Annotated in this window: 10 protein-coding genes; all 10 read left to right on the top strand. The window is 55.9% G+C overall.

What is annotated here, in order from left to right:
- Positions 1–156: 156 nt before the first annotated feature.
- The gene (locus K2F33_RS09960) at positions 157–1,839 is read left to right on the top strand and encodes a carbohydrate-binding protein (protein WP_084203994.1); all 1,683 of its coding nucleotides are present in this window, start codon (positions 157–159) and stop codon (positions 1,837–1,839) included.
- 254 nt (positions 1,840–2,093) lie between these two features.
- On the top strand, positions 2,094–3,212 hold the full coding sequence (locus tag K2F33_RS09965; protein ID WP_076172904.1) for an ABC transporter ATP-binding protein: 1,119 nt from the start codon (positions 2,094–2,096) through the stop codon (positions 3,210–3,212).
- Positions 3,209–6,163 (top strand): extracellular solute-binding protein, encoded by a 2,955-nt coding sequence (locus K2F33_RS09970; protein ID WP_076172905.1) that lies wholly within the window; start codon positions 3,209–3,211, stop codon positions 6,161–6,163. The genes K2F33_RS09965 and K2F33_RS09970 overlap by 4 nt, the downstream gene beginning before the upstream one ends.
- Entirely contained in the window at positions 6,160–7,131 is a 972-nt protein-coding gene (locus K2F33_RS09975; RefSeq protein ID WP_244169327.1) for a carbohydrate ABC transporter permease, read from the top strand. The genes K2F33_RS09970 and K2F33_RS09975 overlap by 4 nt, the downstream gene beginning before the upstream one ends.
- Before the next feature lie 4 nt (positions 7,132–7,135).
- Positions 7,136–8,002: a carbohydrate ABC transporter permease gene (locus tag K2F33_RS09980; RefSeq protein ID WP_076172906.1), complete on the top strand. Its 867-nt coding sequence runs from the start codon at positions 7,136–7,138 to the stop codon at positions 8,000–8,002.
- Between the two features lie 26 nt (positions 8,003–8,028).
- Complete coding sequence (locus tag K2F33_RS09985) at positions 8,029–10,044, top strand: YIP1 family protein (protein WP_263881562.1); 2,016 nt, start codon at positions 8,029–8,031, stop codon at positions 10,042–10,044.
- 64 nt (positions 10,045–10,108) lie between these two features.
- Positions 10,109–12,262, top strand: coding sequence for a DUF5696 domain-containing protein (locus K2F33_RS09990; protein WP_263881563.1), 2,154 nt, complete (start codon positions 10,109–10,111; stop codon positions 12,260–12,262).
- Positions 12,259–13,155 carry a carbohydrate ABC transporter permease gene (locus tag K2F33_RS09995; protein ID WP_143811899.1) on the top strand — a complete coding sequence of 299 codons (897 nt, stop codon included), beginning with the start codon at positions 12,259–12,261 and terminating at the stop codon, positions 13,153–13,155. Before K2F33_RS09990 ends, K2F33_RS09995 begins: the two co-directional genes overlap by 4 nt.
- Complete coding sequence (locus K2F33_RS10000) at positions 13,152–14,129, top strand: carbohydrate ABC transporter permease (RefSeq protein WP_076172909.1); 978 nt, start codon at positions 13,152–13,154, stop codon at positions 14,127–14,129. The genes K2F33_RS09995 and K2F33_RS10000 overlap by 4 nt, the downstream gene beginning before the upstream one ends.
- Positions 14,130–14,249: 120 nt before the next feature.
- Complete coding sequence (locus tag K2F33_RS10005) at positions 14,250–15,617, top strand: ABC transporter substrate-binding protein (RefSeq protein WP_076172910.1); 1,368 nt, start codon at positions 14,250–14,252, stop codon at positions 15,615–15,617.
- Positions 15,618–15,722 lie beyond the last annotated feature (105 nt).

Here is a 15,722-nt window from a genome sequence, read left to right on the forward strand (position 1 = left end):
TCCACGGAAAGGAGGGACGCTCAACTTAAGTGTTCCGGCAGCGCAGCTCCGGGGTTTAAGACAGAATGATCCAGGCTGCCGAAAGGTCGGCATCAGGTTGAGTCCGCGCAAGGGGCGCGTATACAGCAGCTCAAATGAATCAAGGAGGGAAATTAGATGTACATTCCGCCAGTCCGAAAATATGTTTTCAGAAGTTTGTCTGCCATTATGCTGGTTGTCATGGTGCTGTCATTATTCCCCGGGGCGGTCTTGGCCGCATCGGCCTTCAGCCAAACGCCCGCTTCCAGCTTCAGCTCGCAATCCGGCATTCAATTGGAAAACTCCACCGAAGGCGGACAGAACGTGGCGTTTATCGATAACGGCGATTACATCGCCTTTTCGAACGTGGACTTCGGAAGCGGCGCTTCCTCCATCGATGTGAGGGTAGCCAGCAATAATAACGGGGGGCAGATTGAGGTACGGCTGGACAATCCGAACGGAACGCTGATCGGCACGGTGACGGTTCCGGGTACGGGAGGGTGGCAGTCCTGGGTGACCCGCTCGGCACCGGTCAGCTCCGTCACCGGGGTGCATACACTGTATTTAAAATTTACCGGTGGGACAGGCAATCTGTTTAATGTGCTGTGGTTTAAGTTTAACAGCGGCTCTTCCGGTGACGGAGACGTCGTGGGCCACCTCTTTGCCGGCTACCAAGGCTGGTTCAATGCAGCGGGGGACGGGTCGCCTAACAGCGGCTGGGTGCATTGGTCCAAAAACAGCAGCGCCCCGTCTGCGGGCGGAAACGTGAATTTCGAGCTGTATCCGGATACTCGCGAATATTCGAAGCTGTATCAGACCGACCTGGCCAATCTGGGCAACGGCAGCCCGGCCAAGCTGTTCTCTTCGTACGATCAGGACACGGTAAACAAGCATTTCGAATGGATGAAGACGTACAACATTGACGGTGCAGCGCTCCAGCGGTTCGGGGCCGACGAGAGCGATACTCCAAACGGCTGGAAGACCAACCGGGACAGCGTTGCCGTCAAGGTCAAAAATGCGGCCGAAACGTACAACCGCAAGTTTTATGTCATGTACGACATTACGGGGATGAATGCAGGCAACTGGGTCAACGCCGTTAAGCATGATTGGTCAACGAACGTGGTCAATACGATGCACCTGACCTCTTCCCCGGCCTATGCCAAACAGAATGGAAAAATCGTCGTCTGCATTTGGGGGATTGGCTTTACAGATCGTCCAGGAACGGCCGCAGAATCCGCCGAGCTGATCCAATGGTTCAAAAATCAGGGCGTGTACGTGATCGGGGGCGTTCCTACCTACTGGAGAACCGGAAATAGGGATTCTAAGCCGGATTTCATGAATGTCTACAAATCGTTCGATATGATCTCCCCTTGGTCGGTCGCGCGGTTCGGCACGCTGCAGGGTGCGGATGATTTCAAAAACGATACGTTGGGCCCGGATTTTACCTTCACCCAGCAAAACGGCATCGCGTATCAGCCGGTCATCTGGCCCGGATCCGCTTGGTCGAACATGACCGGCGGACCGCGGAACGAAAACCCCCGCTTGCACGGCGATTTCATGTGGAAGCAGGCGTATAACGTCAAGAGCACCGGGATTCAAACGGGGTACATCGCGATGTTCGACGAGTACGATGAAGGCACCGCCATCGCCAAAATGGCCGAGAACAGCTCCATGATTCCGACAAATCAGTATTTCCTGACGCTGGACGCCGACGGGGTATCGGTCTCATCGGACTTTTACCTGCGGCTGGCCGGCGACATCAACCGGTTGTTTAAAGGCCAGATTCCATTGACGGCCGAGCATCCGACAAGCCACCGGTAACCGCTCATTCATATTCAATACAGTACTTGTATGCCTGTGCAAAGGATCGCTTTAGAGCGATCTTGCGCAGGCTTTTTTGGCATCCTGGTCGGCGCAGCGGTTCCGGCATTCGGCAAATTTGTGGGCCAGCTACAGCCTAAATGCAGACACGTTAAAAATGGACTGCAAACATTAATTCCGCCTCATTTTGGCCCTGTGATGAATGCGCTACCATTAAAGAAGAAACGGCAGTTAGATAGCGTGAGGTGAGAACGGTGGGAAGCATTACATTTAATCATGTATTCAAACGGTACAAGGGCGAATCCCGCCCCGCCGTGAACGACTTCCATTTGTCCATTGAAGAAGGGGAATTTCTTGTTCTGGTCGGACCTTCCGGCTGCGGCAAATCGACGACGCTTCGCATGCTTGCGGGGCTTGAGGAGATCAGCAGCGGCGAGCTGTATTTGGACGGCAGATTCATCAATTATGTCTCCCCCAAGGATCGCGACATCGCGATGGTTTTTCAGAATTATGCCCTGTATCCCAATCTGTCCGTTTATGAAAATATCGCCCTCGGCCTAAAGCTCCGCAAGACGGCGAAGCATGAAATCGATGTGCGCGTGAAGCGGGTGGCGTCCATCCTGGAAATCGCCCATCTGCTGGACCGCAAGCCGAGTCAGCTGTCCGGCGGCCAGAAGCAGCGGGTCGCACTCGGCAGGGCGATCGCCCGCGAGCCTCAGGTGTTTCTGATGGACGAACCGCTGTCCAATCTCGATGCCAAGCTGCGCGCGCAGACCCGGGCCGAGCTGATCAAGCTGCAGAGCGATTTGAAGCGGACGACAGTGTATGTCACTCACGACCAAGTCGAAGCGATGACGATGGGCACGCGCATCGTGGTGATGAAAGACGGGGTCATTCAGCAGGTGGCCGCGCCGCGCAAGCTGTATGACGAACCGGCGAATGTTTTCGTCGCCGGATTCATCGGTTCGCCCCAGATGAACTTTCTAAACGGCACCATCGAGAAAAACGACGGAGATTACTATTTTTCCAACAAACGGATGAGGCTGCTCCTGCCTGAGGCCACTGGCAGAAATTTTGAACGGGCCCCGAAAACCGTCCGCAGCGTCATCTTGGGCGTGCGGCCGGAACACGTCATTCTGAAGCGCGGCAGCACGGAGGAAGCCGGTTTCATTACCGGGCTTGTGCAAATGACGGAAGCCACCGGCGCGGATTCCTATGTTTACGTGCAAATCGGCTCCTATCCATTGATCGCCCGTACCGATCCTGAACAGACGTACGCCGCCGGGGACGTAGTCTCTGTAGGCTTGCAGATGCACAAAATCCACTTTTTCGATGAGAGTACGGAGGAATTGGTGGGGAGAGGTGAGGTATGAAGAAACGCACCTTGCCCCGCTTCGCGCGCATTTCCCTGAGACTGCTGATCATTGCAGCGCTTCTGTTCGGACTCGTCCGCTGGCTGTCAGCCGATGAGCCTGTGGTTTACTCCACCAGCGTCACCGCCGCCGACCTGCTCGATCTGGCAAGCAAGGAAGGCGAGCTCCCTTACGCCCAGCTCATGAAGGGGCAGGAAGGCGAAAATGCCGCTGCGGAAGAGAAGTCTATTCGGCTCGATCCGGTCAATTACGAGGCGGCATCCACCGATGCGGACCTGGCCAAGGAGACCGAGAGCGGTCGAAACATGCTGAGCTGGAGCAACGAATCCGGCTGGGTAGAATGGACCTTTACGGTCCGCGAGGCTGGCTGGTATGAGCTCCATTTGGACTATAAGGCGCTGCCGGGCAGCGGAAGCTCCGTGATCCGCGGGGCCATGATCGACGGGCAATACCCTTTTCCGGAATCAGAGCGCATCGAGCTGGAACGGATGTGGAAGGACGCGAAATATCCGTACGAAGTCAACGAAATCGGGATGCAGGTCCGTCCCCAGCAGATTGAACTCCCCGAATGGACGGACAAGGCGGCAAGCGATTATTCGGCTTCTTCCCGGCCGCTTCTGTACCGGCTTGAGCCCGGGCAGCACACGCTCCGGTTGACCGGAGAGAGGGGGGCTGTCGCGATCCGGGACATTTATTTCCGGACCCAGCAGCCGATCCCGGCCTATGCGGAATATGTCAAGCAGCAGCCTGCGATGAAGGTCCAAGAGAGCTGGTTCAAGCAGACGGAAGCCGAGCAGTTCCAGCGCAAGTCGAGCCTGTCCATTCAGACGGACCGCTGGTCGGAGCCGTACATTTCACCGGATCCCAAGGGCCGCATCACCTATAATGTGCTCGGAGGGAACCGTTGGAAGCAGCCGGGCGAGTGGGTGGAGTGGAGCTTTGAAATTCCGGCCGACGGCTGGTACGTCATCGATCTGAAAAACTTCCAAAACTACAGATCGGGGTTCAAAGCGTATCGGACGATCGAAATCGACGGAAAAGTCCCGTTCGAAGAGCTGCTTCATTACGGTCTGGCGTATCACAAGGAATTTGAAATCTCGGCGATATCGGATGCGGAAGGCAGGCCCTATCAGTTTTACCTGAACAAAGGGACCCACACGATGCGAATGACGGCCGATTCAAGCACGATGCAGCCGATTCTGATCGCGTTGAAGGATACCCTGAAGCAAATTTCGGATTTCGACCGTCATATCCGGCTCATCACCGGCAATTACAGCAAAAGCGCCTCGGATGCCAACCTGGATGCCAGCCGCACCTGGGATATGAATAAATACGATCCCAATGCGGGCAAAACGCTTCAATCCTTGATCGACCGCCTGAAGCTGATCCGGGACTACATTAACCGCGTCAATGAAGGCAGCTCCGACCTGTCGCAAGCGATCGCTTCAGCGGTGAGCATGCTGGAAGAGATGGCGGCCGACGTCAACAACGTTCCGAACAAGGTGAACGATTTCTCCACGATCCAGGCCAACATCGGCACCTGGATGTCCACACTGACCCAGCAGCCGTTGATGCTCGATTATTTCGTGGTACGGACGCCGGATGCCAAAACCGGCCTCAAAGAGCCTACGGCGCTCTCCCGGATTCCGTATTCCATCGCCGACTTCGCCCGCTCCTTTACGATGGATTACGACCTGGACGGGGAGAAGAAGGACGGGGCACTGGAGATCTGGGTCGGCCGCGGCCGCGATTACGTTGACGAGCTGCGGGAGCTGGTGAGCCAGGATTTCACGCCGAAAACGGGGATTCAGGTCAACATCAATCTCATGCCGAATCCCAACATGCTGATTCTGGGCAATGCTGCCGGCGACGTGCCCGACGTGGCGCTCGGGCTGGCAGAGGCCACACCGGCTGATTATGCGATGCGGGACGCCGTTCAGGACCTGTCCTCTTATCCGGGATTTGCCGATGTCATGAAACGGTTCATCCCGGGAGCGTCGAGAGCCCTGACCTACAACGGCGGCACTTACGGCCTGCCGGAGGTGCAGAACTTCCAGCTGCTGTTTTACCGCTCGGATATTTTCGAGAGCCTGGGCTTGAAAGCACCGGACACTTGGGACGACGTGTTTGACATCCTGCCGACGCTGCAGGAGAACGGCATGACGATGAATGTTCCGAAGGCGGATTTCGCCACCCTTTTTCTCGAAAACGGCGCATCGCCGTATACGCCCGACGGGCTGAAGTCCAGCCTGTTCAGCGATTCGGGGCAAAAAGCGTTCAAGCAGTGGACGCAGCTGTACACCAAATTCAACCTGCCGATCGACATACCGGCTTTTTTCCAGCATTTCCGCGACGGAGATATCCCGATCGGCATATCCGATTTCAACACGTACGTGCAGCTGCAGGTGGCTGCGCCTGAGATTACGGGGCACTGGAAAGTCGCGCCCCTGCCGGGGATCAAGCAGCCGGACGGTCAAGTGGCCCGCTGGTCGCCGCAAGGACTGTCCACGGCCATGATCATGAAGAAGAGCGACAAGAAGGATGCGGCCTGGCAGTTTCTGAAATGGTGGACTTCGGCGGATGTCCAGTCGAGGTATGCCGGGGACATGGAGTCGTACTACGGCATCGAGTACCGCTGGAATACAGCCAATGTTGAGGCGATGAAATCGCTGAGCTGGCCGTCCGAAGACCTGAAAGCGATCCGGGAACAGGCCCGCTGGGCGGCGAACCTGCCCAATGTTCCAGGATACTACTTCCTGGCCCGTGAAATGGACTTCGCCTGGAACAAGACGGTATTTGACGGCGTGCCGGCGAGCGAATCGCTGGAAGAGGCCAGCCTGTCGCTGCAGCGGGAGATGGACCGCAGGCAGCGGAACTTCGGCATTGCGGGAGGAAACTTGCACGTGCCGCAGATTACCGAACCTTTTAACTGGGAGGAGGCTAAGCTGTGAAACCAGAAGTTACGCCCGCTTTGCCCGCTGCGAAGCCGCCATACCCGGCAGCGGTCAAGCTGAAACGGTTTGTGCTGGATTTGAAGAAGGATGCCTTCTGCTACGCGTTCCTGGCTCCTTTTCTCATCTGCTTTCTCGTCTTTATCGTCATTCCGGTCGTGATGGCTGCGACGCTCAGCTTCACGTCCTACGACGGATTCAGCAAGCTGCATTTTATCGGCTTTGACAACTTTATTGCGCTGTTTACGCAGGACATTATTTTTCTGACCAAGGCGCTTCCGAACACGTTCGTGTTCGCGCTGATCGTTGGACCAGGCGGGTATCTGTTGTCTTTCCTGTTTGCCTGGCTCATTCATCAGCTGCCGATGAAGGTTCGCGATTATTACACGCTGGTGTTCTATGCGCCGTCGATGGCGGGCAGCGTGGCGCTGACGGTCGTCTGGATTGCCGCTTTCAGCGGCGACCGCGTCGGTTATTTGAACAACTTCCTGCTGAATATGGGCTGGATCGATTCCCCGGTAACTTGGCTGCAGGATCCGAAGTACCTGCTGAACATCATGATTCTGGTATCCCTCTGGATGAGCTTCAGCGTAGGGTTCCTGGCGATGCTGGCGGGTCTGCAGACGGTCAACCGGGAGCTGTATGAAGCCGGACGGATTGACGGGATATCGAACCGGCTGCAGGAAGTGTTCTACATTACCGTGCCGTCCATGAAACCGCAAATGCTGTTCAGCGCCGTCATGACGATCGTTTCGACCCTGAAGGCCGGCAGCATTTCAACCCAGCTGACCGGGATGGCGATTACGCCGCAGTACGCGGGGCACCTCATCATCAACCATGTCGACGATTACGCGTTCATCCGGTTCGAACTGGGCTATGCTTCAGCGGTTTCGGTCATTCTGCTGCTCCTCAGTTACTTCGTGATGAGGTTTGCCTACCGGATGTTTAACTCGAAGGAGGAACTGTAAGCCCATGATGCACAAATTGCGCCGGCTCCGCACGGCGTCGCCCTTTCAGGTCATGTTGATCACGCTTTTTACCGCCTTGGCCTTGTTCATGTCGCTGCCGATCGTCTTCATCTTCAATCATGCGTTTAAGCCGCAAAACGAGCTGTTCCTGTTTCCGCCGCGGTTTTTCGTCCGGCATCCGACCCTGCACAATTTCGAAACGCTCTTTCTGCATGCGTCCAATGCGACGGTGCCGTTCACACGGTATTTGTTCAACAGCCTAATTGTCGTTTCGCTGACACTGGTCAGCGTCGTGGTGGTCAGTACGATGGCGGCTTATGTTCTGGCCAAATACCAGTTCCATTTCAAACAGCTCATCATGTCGCTGATTACCCTGTCCTTGATGTTCGCGCCCGAAACGGTATCCATTCCGAGATATCTCGTCATCAACGGCATCGGGCTGAACAATACGTATCTCGGGCATATCCTGCCGTCGCTTGCATCGCCCGTCGCGGTGTTTATGCTCGTCGGCTTCATCTCGCAAATTCCGAGCGATCTGATGGAGGCAGCCCGGATTGACGGCGCGGGGCATGTCGGCATCTTCGTGCGCATGATTCTGCCCTTGTCCGTCCCGGCGATCGCGACCATCTCGATTTTAACGTTCCAAGGCGTATGGGGAGACGTGGAGACTTCAACCCTGTTCATGCAAAAGGAGACGATGCGGACGCTCGCTTTCTACGTCAACAGCCTGCTGAGCGGTCTGCAGAACAACGTGGCGGGGCAGAACATGGCGGCGGCGGCCGGGCTGCTTATTTTCATCCCGAATCTGATCATTTTCCTGCTCTTTCAGCGCAGAGTGCTTGAGACGATGGTCCATTCCGGTATCAAGTAATGTCATCAGCAAAGGAAGTCGGAACGATGAAAAAATGGTTTCCATTACTGCTAGTCTTTATGGCCGTCTTGACGTCCCTGCCGGGTACCGCCATGGCCAAACCTCCATATATGACATCCTATTATGACTCGAACCAGTCGTCCTGGTTCCGCATCCAGCCGATATACCGTCCGGCCGGGGCCATCTCCGCCGATTTCGGTGAACCGGCTGATCTCGATATCGCCGCCGACGACCGGGTCTATATCGCCGACAAGAAGAAAGACCGCATTGCGGTGCTGAATCCGGACGGCACGCTGCTCCGGACGATCGGCGACGCCGAGGGCCAAGGTCAGCTCTCGGGACCGGAAGGTGTATACGTTACTCCGGATAACGAGGTGTACGTGGCGGACTCCGGAAATCAGCGGATTGCCATGTTTGACGGGAGCGGACGGTTTCAGAGGGAGTACAAGAAGCCGGAGACCCCGCTGCTCGGCTCGGAGCATTTTGTCCCTGTCAAGCTTGTCGTAGACCGGCGCGGCGTGATGTACATCCAGCTGAACTCCTCGTACCAGGGGCTGGTCAGGCTGAATCCGAAAGGCGAATTCATGGGCTATTTCGGTGCGAACAAGGCGGATCAGTCGATGCTGAACTGGCTGAAGAAGCTGGTGCTGAACAAGGAGCAGCTGTCCAAGGAAAAGGGCGCGCTTCCCAAGCCGATTACGAATGTGGCGATTGATCCGGACGGATTTGTGTACACGGCCACCGCCGGCGGGGAAGGGAAGGGAGCGATCCGCAAGCTGAATGCGGGCGGGGTGGACGCTTTTAAAAACAAGACGCTGGTGAACGGACACGGCATCGTCGACGTTGCCGTTGATCCGGAAGGCTTTCTGTACAATATCGACCTCGACTCCATGAGCATCAATCTTTATGACCGCAGCGGTGAAGCCATGTTCGAGTTCGGCGACATCGATAAGGAGACGCAGCAGTACGGCGTGCTCGGTTATCCGACCGGGATCGGCATCGACTCGGATCATGCGATCTGGATATCCGACAGCGGTACCAATACGGTCCACAAATACGTCCGTACCGCTTTCGGCAGCAGCGCGCTTCAGGCGCTCGCACTGTATGCCGAAGGGAAATATGAAGAGAGCAAACCGTACTGGGAGGCGGTCTATGCCCGCAACGATATGTACAACGGGACCTTTCAAGGCTTGGGCAAAGTGTTTTTGCATGAGGACCGCAATGACGAAGCCTTGAGCTACATGAAAGCCGCTTTCGATACCGACGGCTATTCGAAGGCTTTTTGGCAGATCCGGATGGAATGGCTTCAGCACCATTTTGTCGCCCTGGTGGCCGGACTGGCCGCGGTGATGCTTGCCCTTTACTTCGGCTATCGTCTTATCCGCTGGTTCCTGCGCAGGCGTCCGCTGCCGGCATCCTGGAAGGAGCCGCTGGCGTACATCCGTAATTTGGGCTACGTCCTGATCCATCCTTACGAGGGGTTCTACAAAATCAAGGAGGCGAGGATTCCCGCCTGGATCACGATTTCCCTGCTGCTCCTGGTCATCGGCATCAAGCTGTGCAGAGTTTATCTGACCGGGTTTTTGTTCCATCCTGTCGACCTCTCGGAAGTCAATCTGATGAAGGAACTCGGCCTGTTTGCCCTGCCATGGGTCACCTGGATCATCGCCAACTACCTGGTCTGCAGCATCAAGGACGGGGAGGGCCGGTTCCGGGAAGTCATCCAGGGCAGCGTCTATGCGCTGTCGCCCTATGTGTTCTTTTCGGTCCCGACGATGCTTCTGTCCAACATCGCATCGCTGGATGAGGCTGTCATCATTCATGCATTGAACACGATCATGACCGTATGGCTGCTCGTCATGTTCATCGTGATGACGCAGGTGATCCACAACTTCGATTTCCTGGAGACGCTGAAAAACTCGGCTATCTCGGTGTTTGCAATTCTGACGATCTGGATGTTCGGCTTCATCATTTTCGGATTGTCCTATAACCTGTATGACTTTTTCTATGAGCTTTACAAAGAGGTGAACATCTATCATTAACGCTGCCAAACGACGATTCCGCCAAGCAAAATGGCCTGCCGCCATCGTACTGGCTCTTCTGATCGTGCTTCTGCTGCTGGTGTTCAAGCCTTGGGAGCAAACGACAGCCGAACGATTCTCCCAAACGGGCATCGCCGCGAACCTTCCGACTCCGGACGCCCTGTATGAGGGCGATCCCTGGAAACCGGCCGCAGAGGCTGACGGGTATGCGCTGGCGCTTGAGAACGAACATTATGCGCTGTACGTCCGCCCGGATAACACCCAGATCGCCGTGCTGGATAAGGCATCCGACTACCGCTGGACCAGCAATCCGACCAAGGAGGAGCTGGCCGGTGAAACGGTCAAAGGACAGCTGCTGGCCAACCTGCAATCCCCTTTTCTGCTGACCCATGTCCGGACGCAAGGAGCCGATCAGACGGTCAGGGAGACGCTGAGCAACCAGACGGCCGGCATGCAAATCGCCATGATCCGCAAGCCTGAGGGGCTGCAAATCGAATACTTGTTTCCCGCCAAACAGCTGGGGTTTGTCATGCAGTATGAGCTGACGGACAGCGGCCTCAAGGTCAAGGTGCCTGCGGCCGGCATTCGGGAGGAAGGAGCGTCTGCGCTGTTCTCGCTCGACGTGCTGCCTTATTTTGGAGCCGCACCCGCCAAAGAGAATGGTTATGTGTTCGTTCCCGACGGCCCTGGAGGACTCATCCGCTTCGATCAGGAGCATGCGAGCCTTACCCGGGGTTACTCGCATCAGGTTTACGGCAGCGAGGTGACCAATGAGGAGAATGGGACGCGCACCGGAGAACGGAGGGAAGACATCGCTTACCCTGTGTTCGGGTTGAAGAAGGGCGACCATGCCTTTCTGGCCGTCATGACCAAGGGGGAAGATTCCGCCAACGTATCCGCCGTGGCGCCCGGACTCAAGTCGTCATTCTATCAGGTATTTTCCAGTCAAATCTATCGCGAAGAATATCTCTACCGGATGAGCCGGCTGGCCGCGCCGAGCAAGGCCGTTCAGAAGGAACGGCTGAACCGGGACCGGGAGGTCGAATACCGGTTCCTGAACGGCGCGGACGCGGATTATGTCGGTATGGCGGGAGCTTACCGGAGCTACCTGCAGGAGACCGGCCGTCTTACCGAGGCGCTGAAGCCGGTGGAGCATGTGCCGCTGTACCTGAAAATTATGGGCGGCAATTATGAAAAGGCCTTTGGCCGAATCCGGTATGTGGCCGCCACGACCTTCGAGCAGGCGGGCGATGTCGTCAGCACCTTGCAGAGCAAGGGCATCGCTTCATTACGCACCATATTCTACGGCTGGCAGAATGAAGGCGACTATAACATGGAGAAGCGGTTTCCGATCGATCCGGCGCTTGGCGGCGAAGCGGCCGCGAAGACGTTCATTTCCGGGATGAAGGAGCGGGGCGTCCCTGTCAGCTTCAGCGAGGACTTCCTTTGGGTCGACAGCCATTCCTCCTTTTCCGGCAAGACAGACGCCATCCGGGGGATCGACGGGACCGCCTATGTCGACGACGGCTGGTATATCGCCAAGCCCGCCTATACGGCGGTAACGGCGGCAGATACGGTAAACAGGCTGAAGAAGCTTGGCGTGGGCGGCATCCATTTCAGCGGAATCGGCGAGATGCTGCTGAACGATTACGAGCCTTCCGGCATCCAAACCCGGGAATATGCAAAAACCGTCTACGACGGGCTGCTGAAATATACCCGGGAGGCACTGGGAAGCGCGTCGGTCAACCAAGGGGATGCTTATGCGCTCGGCCAAACGGATTACATTGACGGGCTGCCGTCCGAATCGAGCTACGATTTCATGATCGACGAGACGGTTCCCTTTTACCCGATCGTGCTGCATGGCTTCGTTCCTTATACGTTCGGGGACGGCAACCTTCGCGACGATGAGGATGCCGAATTTTTGCGGGCGATCGAATACGGGGCGCTGCCCTCGTTCTTTGTGACCCATGACGATTCCCGCAAGCTGAAGGACACTCCCTCGAACTTTTTGTACAGCAGCCGTTTCGATAAATGGGAACGACGGATCGAGGAGGAATACGCGAAGTTCGATTCACTGAGCCAGCTGTATGCCATGAAGATCATCGGCCATGAAAAGCTGTCCGGCCAGAAATATGCCACCACTTATGAGGACGGCACGAGGGTTATCGTGGATTACGGAGTCAAGGACTTTACCGTGGAGAAAGGAGCGGGGAAATGAGCAGCGTTCCGGATTTTAAACGAAAAGCGGCCCAATATCATCTGAAGCGCTACGGCGTCGGACTGCTGTTTATGCTCCCTTGGATCATCGGATTCTGCGTGTTTGTGGCGATTCCGATCGGCTGGTCCATGTTCATGTCCCTGCACAAGGTCGCGGTGGTGCCGGGGGGATTCAAATATACGTGGCTTGGTCTGCAAAATTACCGCGATGCCTTTCTCAAGGACAACGTGTTTCCGATCGAGCTGATCACCTACTTTCAGGAAATGATCCTGATGGTGCCGATTATCGTCATCTTTGCCCTGCTGATTTCCCTGCTGCTGAACCAGCAGTTCCCCGGCCGGTTCGTGTACAGGGCGCTGTTCTTCCTCCCGGTCATCTTTGCGACAGGGCAGGTGCTGTCCGAGCTGTTTACGCAGGGCGCCGGCGATATACCGTTTCTGGACCAGTACAATCTGGAGCCTGTCGTCCGGCAGTATGTCGGGGGAGAATTGGCCAAAACGGTCATGGAAGTGCTTGGGCGTGTTGTTCTTATTCTCTGGTACTCGGGCGTGCAGATTCTGATCTTCATCGCTGGCTTCCAGACGATCTCTCCGTCAATTTACGAAGCAGTACGCATCGACGGCGCTTCTCCATGGGAGAGCTTCTGGAAGATTACGCTTCCGGCCAGCGTTCCGTTTATCAGCCTGAACGTGCTCTATACCATCATCGACCTGTTCACCTTCCCGCTGAATCCGGTCCTGAAGCACATTAAGGACAACATGTTCAAAGTCGACACCGGATATGGCTACGCCAGTGCGCTCGCTTGGATTTATTTCGGCTTTATTTTCGTCCTGCTCGCGCTCGTGACGGGACTATTCAGCCGCAGCATGCGGCTCAAGGGAGGAAGACCATGAATACGGAACCATGGGTTCAAAGGGCCAGAAATTACGCCACGAGCTTCTTGTGGAGCCGTAAGGCGCAGAAATACAAGATGGTCATGCTGGGCAGGAATCTGTCGGACGGTCTCCTGGCGAAAATGGTCATTTATGTGCTGCTGTCCATCGTGGCCTATCTGTACTTGCAGCCGCTGCTCTATATGATCAGCACGATGCTGAAGACGGTCAGCGATTTGCTGGACCCCAGCGTCAAATGGATTCCCCGGGTCGTCACCTGGGAGAACCTGACCAAAGCCTACAAAGGGCTGCAGTATCCGGAAGCCCTCCGGAACACCGCTCTTATCGCCCTGAGCTGCTCGATTGTCCAGGTATTGATATGCTCGATGACCGGCTATGCGCTCGCCCGGCTGGCTGTTCCGTTTAAAGGGCTGATCACGGCGCTGGTGCTTCTGACGTTTCTGATCCCGCCGCAGGTGATCATTATTCCGCTGTATGTGATTTTCAGCAAGCTGGGCCTGCTCAACACGCTGTTTGTTTTCCTCGTGCCGGCGATTTTCGGGCAGGGGCTGAAGGGGGCGCTGTTTATCCTTATTTTCCGCCAGTTCTTTAGGGCGCAGCCGCCCAGCCTGGAGGAGGCCGCCAAACTGGACGGCGCTTCCGCTGCAAGGCTGTATTTCCGGATCATGCTGCCGCTTGCCCAATCGGCCTGTCTGGTCGTCTTTCTGTTCTCGTTCATCTGGTACTGGAACATGTACTATGAGCCTTCGATGTTCCTAGCCAAGGGCTTCACGCCGCTCTCCATCCGGCTGGACCAGCTGGAGGATGTGCTGAACCCGTCGCTGCTCGGCAGCAAAGACCTGGTCAGCAATCCGGTGACCGAAGGCACCAAAATGGGTGCCGCCTTCTTGATCATCCTTCCGCCGCTCGTGATCTTCATGTTTCTGCAGCGCTGGTTCATTACCGGTATTGAACGGACGGGGATCGTGGAATAAGCCTTGGCATGCCGTTCTGCCGGAAGCATTGAAAGGGGGAATGCCGACCTAGCAGGTATAGCTTGGGAATGAAGGGGTATCGTCAGCATCCGATGAAATAAAATTGGGGAGGAATAAGGATTGAAAAGAAAACGCATCGCGTCATCCATTTTATCGATGGTCATGCTCATGACCTTCACCCTTGCCGGGTGCAGCAGCAATAATGACAGCGCTTCACCGTCCGGAACAGGCAATGAACCTGCACCCACGCCTGCGCCAAACCAGCCGGCAGCAGAGGAAAAGCACGACCCGGTTACGCTCAAATTCATTTCCTGGAAAAACGGAACCTATGACGAGCTGTACGACTTGTTTCATCAGAAATACCCCTGGATCACCATTGAGCAGGTACCGGTGACCAATTCGCAGCCGATCATGGAAATCATCGCATCTCTGGAAGCAGCGGGCACGCCTGCCGACGTGACCGAGATCGACAGCGATCTGATCACCTTCGAGCAGAACAATCTCATCGAAGATTTGACGCCTTACATCGAGAAGAGCGATATTTTCAAGAACGCCAAATTCCCTGACGGCTTCTTCGAAACGATGATGTTTAATAACAAGAAGCTTGCCGTACCGATGGTTGACGTCCCGATGTGGGTGCTGGTGAACAAGGATCTGCTGGCCAAACACGGCGTGGATATGCCGGCAAACGACTGGAGTTACGACGACTTCCGTAACATCGCCAAGCAGGTGACCGACCCGAGCGCAGGCGAATACGGCATTACGACACAGCCCGAAATCCAAATGCGCCTGCTGTCCTCCAAAGCGATTGCTGACGGCCATGCGGCGAACCATCAATACATGAACGAAGACCTGACCCAGAGCATGCTCAGCACACCGGACGTCATGAACGACGTGAAATGGTTCCAGGAGCTGGTCACGAAGGACGGGTCGATGCAGAGCAACGCAGCCGCGGAAGAAGGCGGCAACGTGACGAAGGATTTCATCAACGGGAAAACGGCCTTCGCCATCGGCGGCGACTGGGTTCTGCCGACCCTGAAGGAAAAAGCGACATTCGACTGGGACGTTCTCCCGTTCCCGAAAGGCAAGGTCAGCCAGCCGGGGTATTCGATTTACGGACCGCTGGCACTTCTGTCCGGTTCGAAGCATAAGGAGGAAGCCTTCCTGTGGCTTAGCTTCCAATTCACGCCGGAAGCCCAAAAGTGGAAAATCGACCAGGGAGCCAATGCTTCCGTCATCGATCCCGAGCTGACGAGCTACTACGATCAGGCTCCGATCTGGCAGGGCAAAAATATCGAGGCGGTCAAGATCGCTCAGAAGAACGCCAAGATCCAATCCGGCCTGACCGTGCCGGGATGGAACGACTACAACTATAACAACATCTTGAACGACATTATTTTCGGCGACCGGGATATCAATGACATCATTCCGGAAACGGAGACATGGAACAAGAAAACGCAGGAAGTGAGAGCCACCTTGAAGCAATAAGAGAGGGGAGGCTGCCGGGCAGACATCAGTCCGGCAGCTTTCTTTTTGAAGATATAAGAGAGCGATCGCTCCACTTTGTTGGGGCTATTTGCCGTGGGCGGACAC

It is taken from the genome of Paenibacillus sp. PSB04 (assembly GCF_025809195.1).
Classification (GTDB): Bacteria; Bacillota; Bacilli; order Paenibacillales; family Paenibacillaceae; genus Paenibacillus_AQ; species Paenibacillus_AQ favisporus.

Coding starts and splice junctions, on each gene's coding strand:
- K2F33_RS09995 (WP_143811899.1), top strand. CDS start 12,259: ATGAGCAGCGTTCCGGATTTTAAACGAAAAGCGGCCCAATATCATCTG.
- K2F33_RS09970 (WP_076172905.1), top strand. CDS start 3,209: ATGAAGAAACGCACCTTGCCCCGCTTCGCGCGCATTTCCCTGAGACTG.
- K2F33_RS10000 (WP_076172909.1), top strand. CDS start 13,152: ATGAATACGGAACCATGGGTTCAAAGGGCCAGAAATTACGCCACGAGC.
- K2F33_RS09980 (WP_076172906.1), top strand. CDS start 7,136: ATGATGCACAAATTGCGCCGGCTCCGCACGGCGTCGCCCTTTCAGGTC.
- K2F33_RS09960 (WP_084203994.1), top strand. CDS start 157: ATGTACATTCCGCCAGTCCGAAAATATGTTTTCAGAAGTTTGTCTGCC.
- K2F33_RS09985 (WP_263881562.1), top strand. CDS start 8,029: ATGAAAAAATGGTTTCCATTACTGCTAGTCTTTATGGCCGTCTTGACG.